Annotated in this window: 14 protein-coding genes; 10 read left to right on the forward strand and 4 right to left on the reverse strand. The window is 71.4% G+C overall.

Translation table 11 applies throughout. From position 1 onward, the window contains the following. Positions 1 to 13: 13 nt before the first annotated feature. The 6 genes from IF54_RS0119595 to IF54_RS0119620 all read left to right on the forward strand — a co-directional run bounded on the left by IF54_RS0119595 (position 14) and on the right by IF54_RS0119620 (position 6,066). Entirely contained in the window at positions 14 to 769 is a 756-nt protein-coding gene (locus IF54_RS0119595; protein WP_037820255.1) for a hypothetical protein, read from the forward strand. Next, the gene (locus IF54_RS0119600) at positions 766 to 1,995 is read left to right on the forward strand and encodes a sensor histidine kinase (RefSeq protein ID WP_030320378.1); all 1,230 of its coding nucleotides are present in this window, start codon (positions 766 to 768) and stop codon (positions 1,993 to 1,995) included. The genes IF54_RS0119595 and IF54_RS0119600 overlap by 4 nt, the downstream gene beginning before the upstream one ends. A gap of 154 nt (positions 1,996 to 2,149) precedes the next feature. After that, complete coding sequence (locus tag IF54_RS0119605; protein WP_030320380.1) at positions 2,150 to 2,542, forward strand: SH3 domain-containing protein; 393 nt, start codon at positions 2,150 to 2,152, stop codon at positions 2,540 to 2,542. Between the two features lie 52 nt (positions 2,543 to 2,594). Continuing rightward, positions 2,595 to 3,959 carry an FtsW/RodA/SpoVE family cell cycle protein gene (locus IF54_RS0119610; RefSeq protein ID WP_030320382.1) on the forward strand — a complete coding sequence of 455 codons (1,365 nt, stop codon included), beginning with the start codon at positions 2,595 to 2,597 and terminating at the stop codon, positions 3,957 to 3,959. 17 nt (positions 3,960 to 3,976) lie between these two features. After that, complete coding sequence (locus IF54_RS0119615; RefSeq protein ID WP_030320385.1) at positions 3,977 to 5,440, forward strand: peptidoglycan D,D-transpeptidase FtsI family protein; 1,464 nt, start codon at positions 3,977 to 3,979, stop codon at positions 5,438 to 5,440. Positions 5,441 to 5,559: 119 nt separating this feature from the next. Further along, positions 5,560 to 6,066, forward strand: coding sequence for a DUF3291 domain-containing protein (locus IF54_RS0119620; RefSeq protein WP_030320391.1), 507 nt, complete (start codon positions 5,560 to 5,562; stop codon positions 6,064 to 6,066). Between the two features lie 11 nt (positions 6,067 to 6,077). Here IF54_RS0119620 and IF54_RS0119625 read toward each other — a convergent pair whose 3' ends face one another. Together IF54_RS0119625 and IF54_RS0119630 are read right to left on the reverse strand one after the other, a co-directional pair. After that, on the reverse strand, positions 6,078 to 6,836 hold the full coding sequence (locus tag IF54_RS0119625; RefSeq protein ID WP_030320394.1) for a hypothetical protein: 759 nt from the start codon (positions 6,834 to 6,836) through the stop codon (positions 6,078 to 6,080). 9 nt (positions 6,837 to 6,845) lie between these two features. Beyond that, positions 6,846 to 7,979: a ferritin-like domain-containing protein gene (locus IF54_RS0119630; RefSeq protein ID WP_030320395.1), complete on the reverse strand. Its 1,134-nt coding sequence runs from the start codon at positions 7,977 to 7,979 to the stop codon at positions 6,846 to 6,848. Between the two features lie 90 nt (positions 7,980 to 8,069). Between IF54_RS0119630 and IF54_RS0119635 the strand changes: the two genes are divergently transcribed. Further along, a complete protein-coding gene (locus IF54_RS0119635; RefSeq protein ID WP_020136608.1) occupies positions 8,070 to 9,008 on the forward strand; it encodes an AurF N-oxygenase family protein in 939 nt (312 codons plus the stop codon). A gap of 48 nt (positions 9,009 to 9,056) precedes the next feature. Here IF54_RS0119635 and IF54_RS0119640 read toward each other — a convergent pair whose 3' ends face one another. Further along, positions 9,057 to 9,584, reverse strand: coding sequence for a GNAT family N-acetyltransferase (locus tag IF54_RS0119640; protein ID WP_030320396.1), 528 nt, complete (start codon positions 9,582 to 9,584; stop codon positions 9,057 to 9,059). Positions 9,585 to 9,797: 213 nt separating this feature from the next. Here IF54_RS0119640 and IF54_RS0119645 point away from each other — a divergent pair, with 213 nt between their 5' ends. The 3 genes from IF54_RS0119645 (at position 9,798) to IF54_RS0119655 (ending at position 11,959) form a co-directional block, all read left to right on the forward strand. Then, entirely contained in the window at positions 9,798 to 10,445 is a 648-nt protein-coding gene (locus IF54_RS0119645; RefSeq protein WP_030320399.1) for a TetR/AcrR family transcriptional regulator, read from the forward strand. After that, positions 10,438 to 10,749: a hypothetical protein gene (locus tag IF54_RS0119650; protein ID WP_199821224.1), complete on the forward strand. Its 312-nt coding sequence runs from the start codon at positions 10,438 to 10,440 to the stop codon at positions 10,747 to 10,749. Before IF54_RS0119645 ends, IF54_RS0119650 begins: the two co-directional genes overlap by 8 nt. A 103-nt stretch (positions 10,750 to 10,852) precedes the next feature. Beyond that, positions 10,853 to 11,959, forward strand: a complete 1,107-nt coding sequence (locus tag IF54_RS0119655; protein WP_107047853.1) for a C40 family peptidase — start codon at positions 10,853 to 10,855, stop codon at positions 11,957 to 11,959. Here IF54_RS0119655 and IF54_RS0119660 read toward each other — a convergent pair. Then, entirely contained in the window at positions 11,932 to 13,185 is a 1,254-nt protein-coding gene (locus IF54_RS0119660; protein WP_030320405.1) for a styrene monooxygenase/indole monooxygenase family protein, read from the reverse strand. The genes IF54_RS0119655 and IF54_RS0119660 overlap by 28 nt on opposite strands. Between the last annotated feature and the right edge of the window lie 6 nt (positions 13,186 to 13,191).

Below are 13,191 nucleotides of genomic sequence, written 5' to 3' on the forward strand. Positions count from 1 at the left end.
CCCCAGGAGCACAGTGCCACGCGCCCGCCGCAGGTCCCGCACGGCCCGGACGGCCCGTGCCGCAGCCGTCGCTGCTCTGCTGCTCGCGGCCACGGCAGGCTGTGGTGACGCCGGCGACCTGGTGGGGGCGGGCTCCACGCCGACCGCGATCAGTCCGGACCGGCTGTGGCCGCAGCTGACGCCCGCCTCCAGCCCCGCCTTCGAGGTCGGGGAGGTCGAGTCGGAGGTGGTGGCCGGCATCTCCGTGCCCCACGACGACATCCGGCGGGTGGACCCGGTCGCCGTCGTACGGGCCGAGATCAAGGAGGACCGGAGCGACTACGAGCGCGGGGGGTACGTCGAGACGCTCCACCGGATGGCGGACTGCGGCAAGCAAGGGACGGCCGGACGGAAGTGCCCCGTCCTGGAGCCGTACTACCGCGATCTGACCGGCGACGGGCGGGCCGACCTCACGCTGGGCTTCCGGCAGCTGCCCGGGAGCGTCACCGCCGTGCGCGTCTACACCGTCGAGAAGCACCGGCTCGTGCGGGTCATGCACTGGGAGGACGCCGTCAGCGGGGTCGAGCTGGCCGGGCACTCCGTGATCATCCGTTCGCCGTCCGAGGTGGCCGGGTACGAGTACCGGCTCCAGTGGACCTGGGACCCGCAGCAGAAGTCGATGCTCCTGACGCACGACGAGATGCTGCGCTCCGGACCCGACGGCCCCTCGCCCCGCCCCTCGGCGAGCGGGGAGCGGCGTTCGCCCGGCCCCTCCGCGGGCGCGCGATGAGACTCCCCCGCTGGTCCGGCACGCTGGCCGTGAAGGCGGCCGTGTTCATCACCGTGATGTGCTGTGCCCTCGCCGCGCTGCTCGGTGTGCTGGTGCATGTCTCGGTGACCAACCAGACCGTCGGCGAGGCCCGTGGCCTGGCGCTGAGCCGACTGCGGGACGCGACGGCGGCGTACGAGGCCGGGGACACCCTGAAGTGGGACGCGTGGGTGGATCCGCCTGACCTGCCCGGGTCGTTGCGGGCGCTGGCGGTGGCCGGGGACCGCGGCACGATGGTCGGCGTGCACGGCGGGCGTCCCACGATGTGGGCGGCCGGTCCGGTGGACGGGCGCCGGGCGCTGGCCGTGGAGGTCGACTACTCGCAGGGTGCCCGCACGATCGCGGGACTCGACCGGGCGATCCTGTGGTCGTCTGGTCTTGCGATCACGGCGACGCTGCTGGTGGGGGCGTTCGCGGTGACCCGGGTGACGAGACGGCTGGACACGACCGCCCGGGTGGCCCGGCGGATCAGCGCGGGCGACCTCGACGCGCGGGTCGACGACCCCCTCACGAAGGACGCCTCGCGGCCGCAGGACGAGGTGGCCGCGGTGGCCGCCGCGCTGGACACCATGGCCGCCTCCCTCCAGGGCAAGCTGCTGAGCGAGCAGCGGTTCACCGCGGACGTGGCGCACGAGCTCCGTACACCGCTGACCGGGCTGCACGCGGCCGCCGAGTTGCTGCCCCCGGGGCGGCCCACGGAGCTGGTGCGGGACCGGGTGGGGGCGTTGCGGACGCTGACGGAGGATCTGCTGGAGATCTCCCGGCTGGACACCGGCCGGGAGACGGTCGAGCTGGACACCGAGCCGTTGGGGGCGCTGGCCGAGCGGGTGGTGCGGGCGTCGGGGACGGAGACCGAGGTGGTCGTACGGCGGGATGTCGCCGTGGAGACGGATCGGCGGCGGTTGGAGCGGGTGCTGGGGAATCTGGTGGCCAATGCGCATCGGCACGGGCGGGGGCCGGTGTCTCTGACGGTCGACGGGCCTGTGGTGACCGTGCGGGATCACGGGGACGGGTTTCCGGCGTACCTGGTCGAGCACGGGCCGCAGCGGTTCCGTACGGAGGGCGGGGCTCGGGGGCACGGGCTGGGGTTGACCATCGCGGTGGGGCAGGCCGAGGTTCTGGGGGCTCGGCTGTCGTTCTCGAATGCGGTCGGTGGTGGGGCGGTCGCGACGTTGGTGCTGGGGTAGTTGGCGGGCCGACGGTCGGTGGGGCTTCTCGCGCAGTTCCCCGCGCCCCTTCGGGGGCGCTTCACCTATGGCCCACTTGAAAGGGCGACCTCCGTTCAGCCCTCCTAACGTGGCGAACAGTCAGGTTTGTCGTCCCTCCCACGGAGGTTCCCCCATGTCCCTGCGCTCGCGTTTCTCCATAGCCGTCACCGCCGGTGCCCTCGCCGCCTCCGCCCTCGCCGTGCCCGCTGCCGCCGCCGACGACTGGGACGGCGCCGCCTCGACGAGTCACCAGAACCAGAGCCAGAGCCAGGGCCAGAACCACACCAATCAGCGGCTGTACCGAGGCGTCGTGACGGCCAGTTCGCTCGCCCTGCGCAGCGCGCCGAACCGTGGCGGACAGATCATCCGATGGGCCGAGCGGGGGGAGGTCGTCTCCATTTTCTGCAAGACCAACGGCCAGAACGTCCAGGGCAACCGCCAGTGGTACCTGCTCACCGACGGCACCTGGGCCTGGGGTTCGGCCCGGTACATCCGGGACCTCGGGACCTCGCCACGCTGGTGCTGACACCCCGCGGAAACAGCGCAGACAACACGTGATATTTGGGTAAGTTCCGGACATGACCAAGGCCGGAACCACCGTGGCCCCACCCGCGGACACACCCGCTTCCGCGGTACGCCTGCCCCGGCGCCGCGGCATCGAACTGGCCCTCATCGTCCTCGCCGTCCTGCTCTGCGTGTACGGCTACTGCGCTGTCGGCCTCGCCCGGCACGGCACCGTCCCGCCCGGCGCCGCAGGTTACGGCGCCGGGCTCGGCGTGCTCGCGCTCCTCGCGCATCTCGCCGTACGACTGCGGGCGCCGGACGCCGATCCGCTGCTGCTGCCCATCGGGGTGCTGCTCAACGGCCTGGGCCTGGTGCTGATCTACCGGCTCGACCTGGAGACGCCCGGCGACCGCGCGGCCCCCACCCAGCTGGTGTGGTCCACGGTGGGGGTGGCCCTGTTCATCGTGGTCGTGCTGGCGCTGCGCGACCACCGGGTGCTCCAGCGGTACGCGTACGTCTGTGTGGCCGCCGCGCTGGTCCTGCTGACCCTGCCGATCCTGTTCCCCTCGGTGAACGGGGCCCGCATCTGGATCCGGGTCGCCGGATTCTCCATCCAGCCGGGCGAGTTCGCGAAGGTGCTGCTCGCGGTGTTCTTCGCCGCCTACCTGGCCGCCAACCGCAACGCGCTGGCCTTCGCCGGGCGCCGGTTCTGGAAGCTCCAGCTGCCCACCGGGCGGGTCCTCGGGCCCGTGCTCGCGATCTGGCTGATCAGCGTGGGCGTGCTGGTCCTCGAACGGGACCTCGGGACCTCGCTGTTGTTCTTCGGACTGTTCGTGGTGCTCCTGTACGTGGCGACCGGGCTCACCGGCTGGATCGCGCTGGGACTGCTGATGGCCGCCGTCGGCGCCTTCGCCGTGGGCTGGCTCGAGCCGCATGTGCACACCAGGGTGGAGGACTGGCTGCACCCGTTCGCGTCGATCGAGGCGGGCCTGGGCCCGAACCAGCTCGCCCAGTCCCTGTTCTCGTTCGCGGCGGGCGGGGTCCTCGGCACCGGGCTCGGGCTCGGGCACTCCGTCCTGATCGGTTTCGCCGCGAAGTCCGACTTCATCCTGGCGACGGCCGGCGAGGAGCTGGGCCTGGCCGGGCTGTCCGCGATCTTCCTGCTGTACGGCCTGCTCGTGGAGCGCGGCTACCGCGCCGGGCTGTCCCTGCGCGACCCGTTCGGGCGGCTCCTTGCGACCGGGCTCGCCTCGATCGTGGCGCTCCAGGTGTTCGTCATCGCGGGCGGGGTGGGCGGACTGATCCCGCTCACCGGCATGGCGATGCCGTTCCTGGCGCAGGGCGGCTCGTCGGTCGTCACCAACTGGGCGATCGTCGCGCTGCTGATCCGGGTGAGCGACTCGGCGCGCCGCCAGTTCGACGGGACGGAGGCCCCATGAGCACGCACGGTCCCGGCATGGCCCGCTACATCCGGCACGCGGCCTGTTTCTGCGCCCTGCTGCTGGTGGCGCTCCTCGTCAACGCCACCCGCGTCCAGGTCTTCGAGGCGGCCGCCCACGACGAGAACCCGGCCAACCGCCGTGAGGTCATCGCCCGTTACGGTCTGCGGCGCGGCGACATCCTGGTCGACGGGCGGCCGGTCACCGGATCCCGGGACACCGGGGAGCAGCTGCGCTACGAACGGACGTACGCCGACGGGCCGTTGTTCGCCCCGGTGACCGGCTTCGCCTCGCAGGAGTACGGCACGACCCTGCTCGAGCACACCGAGGACGGGGTCCTGTCCGGCTCGGACCCGCTGCTGACGCCGTTCGCGCTGTGGAACGACTTCACCAGGCGGCGCAACCCGGGCGGGGACGTCGTCACCACGATCGACGGGGCCGCGCAGCAGGCGGCCTTCCGCGGGCTCGCCGGGCGCAAGGGCGCGGTGGCGGCCGTGGAGCCGGCGACGGGGCGGATCCTGGCGCTGGTGTCCTCGCCGTCGTACGACCCGGGGGCGCTGTCGGGCAACGACCCGGGGGTGGGCCGGTCCTGGGCCCGGCTCAACGCGGACCGGGAGAAGCCGATGCTCAACCGGGCGGTACGGCAGACCTATCCGCCCGGTTCGACGTTCAAGGTGGTCACCGCGGCCGCGGCCCTCGATGCGGGGGTCGTGACGGACCTGGACGCGCCGACGGACTCGCCCGCGCCGTACCGCCTGCCCGGCACCCGGACCTCGCTGACCAACGAGTCGGACGGCTGCGAGGACCTCTCTCTGCGGGAGGCGTTCCGGTGGTCGTGCAACACGGTGTTCGCCAAGCTCGGGGTGGACGTGGGGGTCGGGGACATGACGGCCACCGCACACGCCTTCGGCTTCAACGACTACGCGCTGCGGATCCCGTTCTCCGTGGCCCGGTCCACCTTCGACCCGACCGTCGACAAGGCGCAGCTGGCGCTGTCCTCGATCGGTCAGTACAACACCCGGGCGACCCCGCTCCAGATGGCGATGGTCTCGGCTGCGGTCGCCAACGGCGGTCAGCTGCGCACGCCGTACCTGGTGGAGCGGACCACGACGAGCGGCGGCACGACGGTGGCGACGGCGGGCCCGCGGCCGGTGCGGCAGGTGATGTATCCGTCGACGGCAGCGCAACTGAGGGAGCTCATGACGCAGGTGGTCACGGAGGGCACCGGCACCAACGCGGCCATCCCGGGGGCCACCGTCGGCGGCAAGACGGGCACCGCCCAGCACGGCATCGGCAACGCGGGGACGCCGTACGCCTGGTTCGTGTCCTGGGCGCAGGGCGACCGGGACTTGGAGCCCAAGGTGGCGGTGGCGGTGGTGGTGGAGGACGCGGCAGCCGACCGCGGGGAGATCACCGGGGGCGGGGTGGCGGCGCCGATCGCGCGGGCGGTGATGGAGGCGGTGCTCAACTCCAAGGAGTAGAAAGGGGGGCGAAGCGGCGCTCAACTCCGAGGAGTAGATCGGGGGGCGAGGCGGTGCTCCGCTCCAAGGGGTGAGACGGGGATTGAGGCGGCGCGAGACACCGACCTAACGTTCGGTACATGACGCAAACCGCCCCGTACCAACTCGCCCAGGTGAACATCGGCCGGCTCAAAGCCCCGCTGGACTCAGCGCAGTTGAAGGACTTCGTCGACAACCTCGACCCCGTGAACGCCGACGCGGACGCGGCCGACGGGTTCGTCTGGCGGCTGGAGGACGAGACGGGGGACGCGACGGACATCGCCGTGTTCGGTGACGAGTGGCTGATCATCAACATGTCGGTGTGGCGGGACGCCGAGGCGCTGAAGGCGTACATGTACGAGGGCCGGCACCGCGAGATGCTGGCCCGCCGGAGGGAGTTCTTCGAGCGGGTCCAGGAGGCGATGGTGGCCCTGTGGTGGATCCCGACGGGCCACCGCCCCGCGGTCGCGGAAGCGGAGTCCCGCCTGCTGCACCTGCGCACGAACGGGCCCACTCCGTACGCCTTCACGCTGCGGACACTGTTCCCGGCGGGCTCGGACGAGCCGGTCACGGGCACGGTCCCGGAGGAACTGGGCTGCCCCGCGTAGGACTTGGGTGGTCAGCGGATCGGCCGGCGCATCTCGGAGCGGACCTGGGCCGTCAGCGTCGCCAACGCGCTCAGATCGGCCTCGGCCGGGTCCTGGCTCGCCTTGGCGGTGATGACCTCGGTCACCCAGCCGCCCGTGTTGCCATCGGCCCAGCCACAGACCGGAAGGGTCACCTTCATGCGCTCCCCCTTCTGTATGAGGACCTCGCACGTGACGGTGATCCCGTCGGCGCCGGCCGGGTGGAAGTTCTTCGCCGGTACGACGACGCGGGAACCCTCGCCTGCTGCGCCCTTCATCAAGCCCTCCCGCACACTGCTGGGGTACTTGAAGCGCCCGTACATGCCCGAGACCACGAGCGTGCCCTCGCTGTCGTCACCCGCCGTGCCGTACTGCCCGATGACGGTCTTCAGGTCCTTGTAACCCCACTCGCCGTCCGCCGCCTTCTCGATCCCCCTGGCCTCCGCGGAACCGGAGGAGTCCGCGTCGAGTTCGTAGCGGCCGCCCGCCAGCTTCTCGGGAACGGTGAGGGTGTACTCGGCCTTGGGGTATCCGACGCCGCCCGCCAGCTCCAAGGCGCCCACGGCCACGCCCACCACCCCCGTGCCGACGACTCCGCCCACGACACCCAGGACCAACCCGAGACGGCGCCTCTTCGGGGGCGGGGCGACGGGCGGCGCTCCCCAGCCGTTCGGCTGCTGCCGGGGGTACGGATGGCCGTACGGCTGTTGCTGCGGCGGCACCGGCGTCGGGCCGTACGACTGTTCGGACATGCCCGTACGTTACGCCAGGCGAGTGGCTCTTTCCCCGGTCGCCTCCGCCCCCTCCTCGATCGCGTCCGCCACCTCCGCGACCCGCTCGCGCTCCTCCCTCTCGAACCGCTCCGCGTCCAGGCGGTCCGCGATCTCCTCGTCCTGGGTCATGAGGAGGTCGAGGCTGGAGTCGCCCATGTCGAGGACGCCCATGTCCACGTAGGCCTGTTGGAGGCGTTTGCCCCACAGGCCGATGTCCTTGACGCACGGGACGATCCGGGAGAAGAGCAACCGGCGGAACAGGGCCAGGAATTCGGACCGCTCGGCGTACTCCTCGGCCTCGGCGGTGGGGATGCCGAAGTTCTCCAGGACCTCGACCCCGCGCAGCCGGTCGCGCATCAGGTAGCAGCCCTCGATGACGAACTCCTCGCGCTCGCGCAGCTCGGCGTCGGAGAGCTGCCGGTAGTAGTCCCGCAGCGCCATGCGGCCGAAGGCCACGTGCCGGGCCTCGTCCTGCATGACGTAGGCGAGGATCTGCTTCGGCAGCGGCTTGTCGGTGGTGTCGCGGATCATGCCGAAGGCCGCCAGCGCGAGGCCCTCGATGAGGACCTGCATGCCGAGGTACGGCATGTCCCAGCGGGAGTCCCTGAGGGTGTCGCCCAGCAAGGACTGGAGGTTGTCGTTGATCGGGTACAGCATCCCGATCTTCTCGTGCAGGAAACGGCCGTAGATCTCCGCGTGCCGGGCCTCGTCCATGACCTGGGTCGCCGAGTAGAGCTTGGCGTCGAGGTCGGGCACGGACTCGACGATCCGCGCGGCGCACACCATCGCGCCCTGCTCACCGTGCAGGAACTGGCTGAACTGCCAGGAGGCCAGGTGCTTGCGGAGCTCGCCCTTGTCCTTCTCGGTGAACTTCGCCCAGTGCCCGGTGCCGTAGAGGGAGATGGACTCGTCGGGGGTGCCGAGTGGGTCGTGGGGGTCGACCTCCAGGTCCCAGTCGATGCGTTTCTGCCCGTCCCACTGCTTGTCCTTGCCTTTCTGGTAGAGGGCGAGGAGGCGGTCGCGGCCGTCGTCGTACTCCCAGGCGAAGCGGGCGGCGCCCGTCGCCGGTACCTGCCAGTGGGGGTCCCCGGGATCCGTGGTGTACAGGTCGAAAGTCGGCATGTTCCGCAGGCTGCTCCTTCGTAGACGCGGGGTCAACAAGTCGCGCGCGGGGGATTGACGGCCTTGCTGACATCCAGTCTCATAAGTGCCATGACGAGTCTGACAGAAGTCGACGCGCTCGCTGGGCTGCGTGACGCGCTCGGTCTGCTCAAGGACCGGGAGCAGGTGGCCGAGCGGCTGCTCGACTCTTCCGCGAAGCACTCCTTCGACCCGGACGAGGAACTGGACTGGGACGCGCCCTTCGAGGAGGGCAAGTGGTTCTGGCCGCCGGAACTGGTCTCGCTCTACGACACCCCCATGTGGAAGCGGATGAGCGAGGAGCAGCGCATCCTGCTGTCGCAGCACGAGGCCGCGGCGCTCGCCTCGCTCGGCATCTGGTTCGAGATCATCCTCATGCAGCTGCTGTGCCGGCACATCTACGACAAGGCCGCGACGAGCGCCCATGTGCGGTACGCGCTCACCGAGATCGAGGACGAGTGCCGGCACTCGAAGATGTTCGCGCGGCTGATCACCCGGGGCGGGACGCCCTGGTACCCGGTCAGCCGGGGCCATCAGCAGCTGGGCCGGCTGTTCAAGACGATCTCCACGACCCCGGGGTCCTTCACCGCGACGCTGCTCGGCGAGGAGGTCCTGGACTGGATGCAGCGGCTGACCTTCCCGGACGAGCGGGTCCAGCCGCTGGTCAGGGGCGTGACGCGGATTCATGTGGTGGAGGAGGCGCGCCATGTGCGGTACGCCCGCGAGGAGCTGCGGCGCCAGATGCTGACCGCCCCGCGCTGGTCGCAGGAGTTCACCCGGGTCACCTCCGGTGAGTTCGCCCGGGTGTTCTCGGTGGCCTTCGTGAACCCCGAGGTCTACACGAACCTCGGCCTCGACCGACGGGAGGCGCTGGCCCAGGTGAAGGCGAGCGGGCACCGCAAGGAGGTCATGCAGACCGGTGCGAAGAGGCTGACCGACTTCCTGGACGACATCGGCGTGCTGCGGGGAGTCGGGCGACGGCTGTGGAAGTCGTCGGGGTTGCTGGCCTGAGGGTAGGACGGGCGACGGTCTGAGGGCCGGGGGCGCCGGTGCCGCTGCTCAGCGGTGGCCGTCGCCCGCCCGCTCCCCCGACCGGAGTGTCAGGTCGCGTCGGTACCAGGTGCCCTGCTTGCCCCCGAGGTCGGCAGGACCGGCCGGGCCCGCCGCGATGAACCCGGCCTTGGTCAGGACCTTGCGGGACGCGACGTTCTGATGGGCGACGGCCGCCCGCAGGGTGCGCAGACCGTACGCGGCCGGCGCCCGTCGGCACAGGTCCCGTACGGTCGCGGTCGCCACTCCGCGGCCCGTCATGTGCTGGGCGACCCGGTAGCCGAGCTCCGCCGTACCGTCCTCGATGTCGAGCAGGTTGAACCTGCCGAGCACCGAGCCGTCCTCGTCGACGAGCACGTGGAAGGCGCAGACACCGGCCTCCTGCTCGGCCAGCAGGTCCGCGAACCGGTCGGTGAAGCACGCGAAGAAGGCGTCACCCCGGTCGGAGACGGAGGCCGCGAAATACGCGCGATTGGCCAGTTCGAAGGCCAGGACCGCCGGGGCGTGATCGGCACGCAACCGCTTCAGCTCGGGCACGGCCCGACCGTATCCGGCGGGACCGCGCGCCGGCCACCGGGTTTCCCGGCCGTACGCCGAGCACCAGTACTCCGCGCCGCGCCGAACACCGGGTTTCCGGCCCCACGCCGACCACCAAGTCTCCACGCTGCCCGCCGACCACCGCGACCCCCGGACTTCCCGGCCGCGCGACCAGCCACGACGCCCCCGCCGACGCCGGACTACGCTGCATCCATGAGCCCTGCCGCGCCCGCCTATCGCCGTCTGAGTGTCGAGGAGCGGCGCAGTCAGCTGCTGGAGGCCGCCCTCGGCCTGTTCGCGCACCGCGCCCCCGAGGACGTGTCCCTGGACGACGTGGCGGAAGCCGCCGGTGTCTCCCGTCCCCTCGTCTACCGGTACTTCCCCGGCGGCAAGCAGCAGCTCTACGAGGCCGCGCTGAGGTCGGCCGCCGACGAACTGGAGCAGTGTTTCGACGAGCCGCTGGACGGCCCGCTCCTGATCCGCCTGTCCCGCGCCCTCGACCGCTACCTCGCCTTCGTCGACGAGCACGACGCCGGTTTCAGCGCACTGCTCCAGGGTGGCAGCGTCGTGGAGACGTCCCGGACCACCGCCATCGTGGACGGGGTACGACGGGCGGCGGCCGAGCACATCCTCCGTCACCTCGGCGTCAGCGACCCCGGTCTCCGGCTCCGCATGACCGTACGGATGTGGATCACCGCGGTGGAGGCGGCCTCCCTGATCTGGCTCGACGAGGGCAAGCAACCGCCCGTGGCCGAGCTGCGCGACTGGCTGGTCGAGCAGTTCGTGGCCGTGCTGTCCGTGACCGCGAACCGTGACCCGGAGACCGCCGCGCTGGTCACGGCCCTCGCGGCGGATGGCTGACACTGGTGCCGTGAAGAGCGAAGACACCCCCTTCGAGGGCGGCCCCATGGACGGCCGGGTGCTGCCCGTGCTGCTGGGACCGACGGGGCACCCGCCGAAGACGTACCGCATCCCGGTCCCCGACGCGGCCGACGGCCCGCCCACCGTGCTGGTGTACCGCCGGGTGCCCAGAGGGCACAGCAAGCTGGGGATCCAGAAGGGGTGGAAGTACGAGTACGCCCCCGAGGGCGAGGCGGACGGCGGGCTGAAGTGGCCCTGGTCCAAGCCCGGCAAGCCCGGCAAGCCGACCGACACCGACGGGTGACGAGGTTGCGCCGAACCGCCCACACCCGGCGCGCGAAAACCTGAGCACCGACTGATGCTCGCCGTGCGGAACAGAGGGGCTGCTCCGCACGGGAGGTGATGGCGTGTCAGGAAGGCTTCTGCGTCTGGTGTGTACGGCGGCGGTGGTGGCCGGCACCGTCCTCGCACCGCTGCCGGCGGTGGCCGTACCGGGGCCCGAGCCGCGTGAGCGCACCGTGGCCGTACCGGAGCCCGAGCCGCGCGAGCACACCGTGGCCGAGCTGCTGACGGACCTTCAGCGGCTGTACCAGGAGACCGAGAAGGCCACCGAGACCTACAACGCCACCGAGGAGCGGCTGCGGGAGAAGCGCGCCGAGGTGACCCGTCTGGACACCGCTCTCTCCAGGGCCCGGCTCTCCCTCCAGGACAGCCGGGGTGCCGCGGGGCGGCTGGCCCGGCAGCAGTACCAGAGCGTCACCGCCATCTCCCCGTACGTCCGCCTCCTGCTGGCCCGCGACCCCCAGCACGCCCTCGAACAGAACCATGTCATCGGCCGGCTGGCGAAGGAGCGGGCGAAGACGGTGGGCCGCCTCACCGGCACCGAGCACCGAGCCGACGGGCTCGCCCGGGTGGCCCGCAGGGCGCTCGACGACCAGCTCACCCTGGCCGCCCGGCAGAAGACGGAACGGGACGCCGTGCAGAAGAAGCTCACGGAGGTGGAGGACCTCCTCGCGTCCCTCACCGCCGAACAGCTCGCCCGGCTGGCCGAGTTCGAGGAGAAGGGGGTGGCGAAGGCGCAGGAGGAGCTGACGACCTCCGGCGCCCTCGGCCACGGGGAACGCAAGTCGACCAAGAAGGGCGGGAAGGCCCTGGAGTACGCCCGCCGTCAGCTCGGGAAGCCGTACCAGTGGGGCGCGGAGGGTCCGAGGACGTACGACTGCTCGGGGCTGACCTCCCGGGCCTGGGCGCACGCCGGCACCCGGATCCCGCGGACCAGCCAGGAGCAGTGGGCCCGGCTGCCGAGGGTCGAGCTGAAGGACCTGCGTCCGGGGGACCTGGTGATCTACTTCCCCGAGGCCACGCACGTGGCGATGTACCTGGGGAAGGGAAAGGTCATCGAGGCCCCGAGGACGGGCCAGAGGGTGAAGGTGTCCCCCATCGCCTCCCACCCGATCCTCGGAGCCGTGCGTCCGGACGGTGCCGGTCAGGCCCCGGCGACCGAGGCCAGGTAGGCGCCCGCCTTCTCCGGCTCGTAGAAGTACTCCTCGAAGTCCGCCGGGTTGTCGAAGCCGTTGGCGAAACGGTCCGCCACCGGAGGCAGCTGCCCTGCGGCGCCGATGAGGTTCAGGATGTGCTCCGGCGGCGGGGCGAGCATCGCGTTGGTCCACTTGGTGACGTGCCGGGCGGTGTCCCAGTACCGCTCGAACGTCCCCCGCATCCACTCCTCGTCGAACTCCTTCTCGCCCTGCTCCAGGATCGACGCGAGGTAGGAGGCGGCGCACTTGGACGCGGAGTTGGAGCCCTGCCCGGTGATCGGGTCGTTGGCGACGACGACGTCGGCCACGCCCAGGACCAGTCCCCCACCGGGCAGGCGCCCTATCGGGTTGCGCACGGTGGGCGCGTAGCGGCCGGCCAGCGTGGCGCCGGCGTCGGTGAGTTCGACGTTCGTGGCACGCGCGTACTCCCAGGGCAGGAACTTCTCCATGAGTTCCAGGGTCAGGGAGAGGTGCTGCGCCGGGTCCTTCACTCCGTTGAAGACGTCGAGCGGACCGCCCGGGATGCCCTCCCAGAACAGGATGTCGGCGCGCCCGGAGGTGGTGAGCGTCGGCATGACGAACAGCTCGCCCACGCCCGGGACCAGGTTGCAGCGGACCGCCTCGGTGTCCGGGTGCTCGGGCCGCGGACCCAGTCCGTGGACGTAGGAGACGGCGAGGGCGCGCTGCGGCTCGGTGTACGGGGAGCGCTCGGGGTCGCGGGCGAACATCGACACCAGCTCGCCCTTGCCGGCGGAGACCAGCACCAGGTCGTAGGTGCGGGAGAAGTAGTCGAGGTCGCCGACGGCCGCGCCGTGGATGACGAGCTGGCCGCCGCGCTGGGCGAACGTCTCCATCCAGCCGGCCATCTTGACCCGCTGGTCGACCGACTGCGCGTACCCGTCGAGCCTGCCCAGCCAGTCGATCGCGCGCTGCGAGGGGCCCGGGTCGAAGGAGCCGGGGGCCGCCACCGAGACGCCGAGTCCCTCGATCTTCGGGGCCTGGGACTCCCAGAAGTTCAGCTGGAGGTCGCGCTCGTGCTGGAGTGCCGTGTGGAACATGCACTGCGTCGACATGACCCGGCCGGAACGGATCTCGTCCGCCGTCCGGTTGGACATCAGGGTGACCTCGTAGCCGTGCGACTGGAGGCCGAGGGCGAGCTGGAGTCCGGACTGGCCGGCTCCGACGACGAGTATCTTCCGCATGCGGGT

Origin of the sequence: Streptomyces sp. NRRL B-3229 (assembly GCF_000719505.1) — a bacterium.
GTDB classification, from domain to species: domain Bacteria; phylum Actinomycetota; class Actinomycetes; order Streptomycetales; family Streptomycetaceae; genus Streptomyces; species Streptomyces griseorubiginosus.

Excerpts from the sequence above, each read along its gene's own strand:
- IF54_RS0119600 (WP_030320378.1), top strand. The coding sequence starts at position 766 with ATGAGACTCCCCCGCTGGTCCGGCACGCTGGCCGTGAAGGCGGCCGTG.
- IF54_RS0119605 (WP_030320380.1), top strand. The coding sequence starts at position 2,150 with ATGTCCCTGCGCTCGCGTTTCTCCATAGCCGTCACCGCCGGTGCCCTC.
- IF54_RS0119610 (WP_030320382.1), top strand. The coding sequence starts at position 2,595 with ATGACCAAGGCCGGAACCACCGTGGCCCCACCCGCGGACACACCCGCT.
- IF54_RS0119615 (WP_030320385.1), top strand. The coding sequence starts at position 3,977 with ATGGCCCGCTACATCCGGCACGCGGCCTGTTTCTGCGCCCTGCTGCTG.
- IF54_RS0119620 (WP_030320391.1), top strand. The coding sequence starts at position 5,560 with ATGACGCAAACCGCCCCGTACCAACTCGCCCAGGTGAACATCGGCCGG.
- IF54_RS0119625 (WP_030320394.1), bottom strand. The coding sequence starts at position 6,836 with ATGTCCGAACAGTCGTACGGCCCGACGCCGGTGCCGCCGCAGCAACAG.
- IF54_RS0119630 (WP_030320395.1), bottom strand. The coding sequence starts at position 7,979 with ATGCCGACTTTCGACCTGTACACCACGGATCCCGGGGACCCCCACTGG.
- IF54_RS0119635 (WP_020136608.1), top strand. The coding sequence starts at position 8,070 with ATGACGAGTCTGACAGAAGTCGACGCGCTCGCTGGGCTGCGTGACGCG.
- IF54_RS0119645 (WP_030320399.1), top strand. The coding sequence starts at position 9,798 with ATGAGCCCTGCCGCGCCCGCCTATCGCCGTCTGAGTGTCGAGGAGCGG.
- IF54_RS0119650 (WP_199821224.1), top strand. The coding sequence starts at position 10,438 with ATGGCTGACACTGGTGCCGTGAAGAGCGAAGACACCCCCTTCGAGGGC.
- IF54_RS0119660 (WP_030320405.1), bottom strand. The coding sequence starts at position 13,185 with ATGCGGAAGATACTCGTCGTCGGAGCCGGCCAGTCCGGACTCCAGCTC.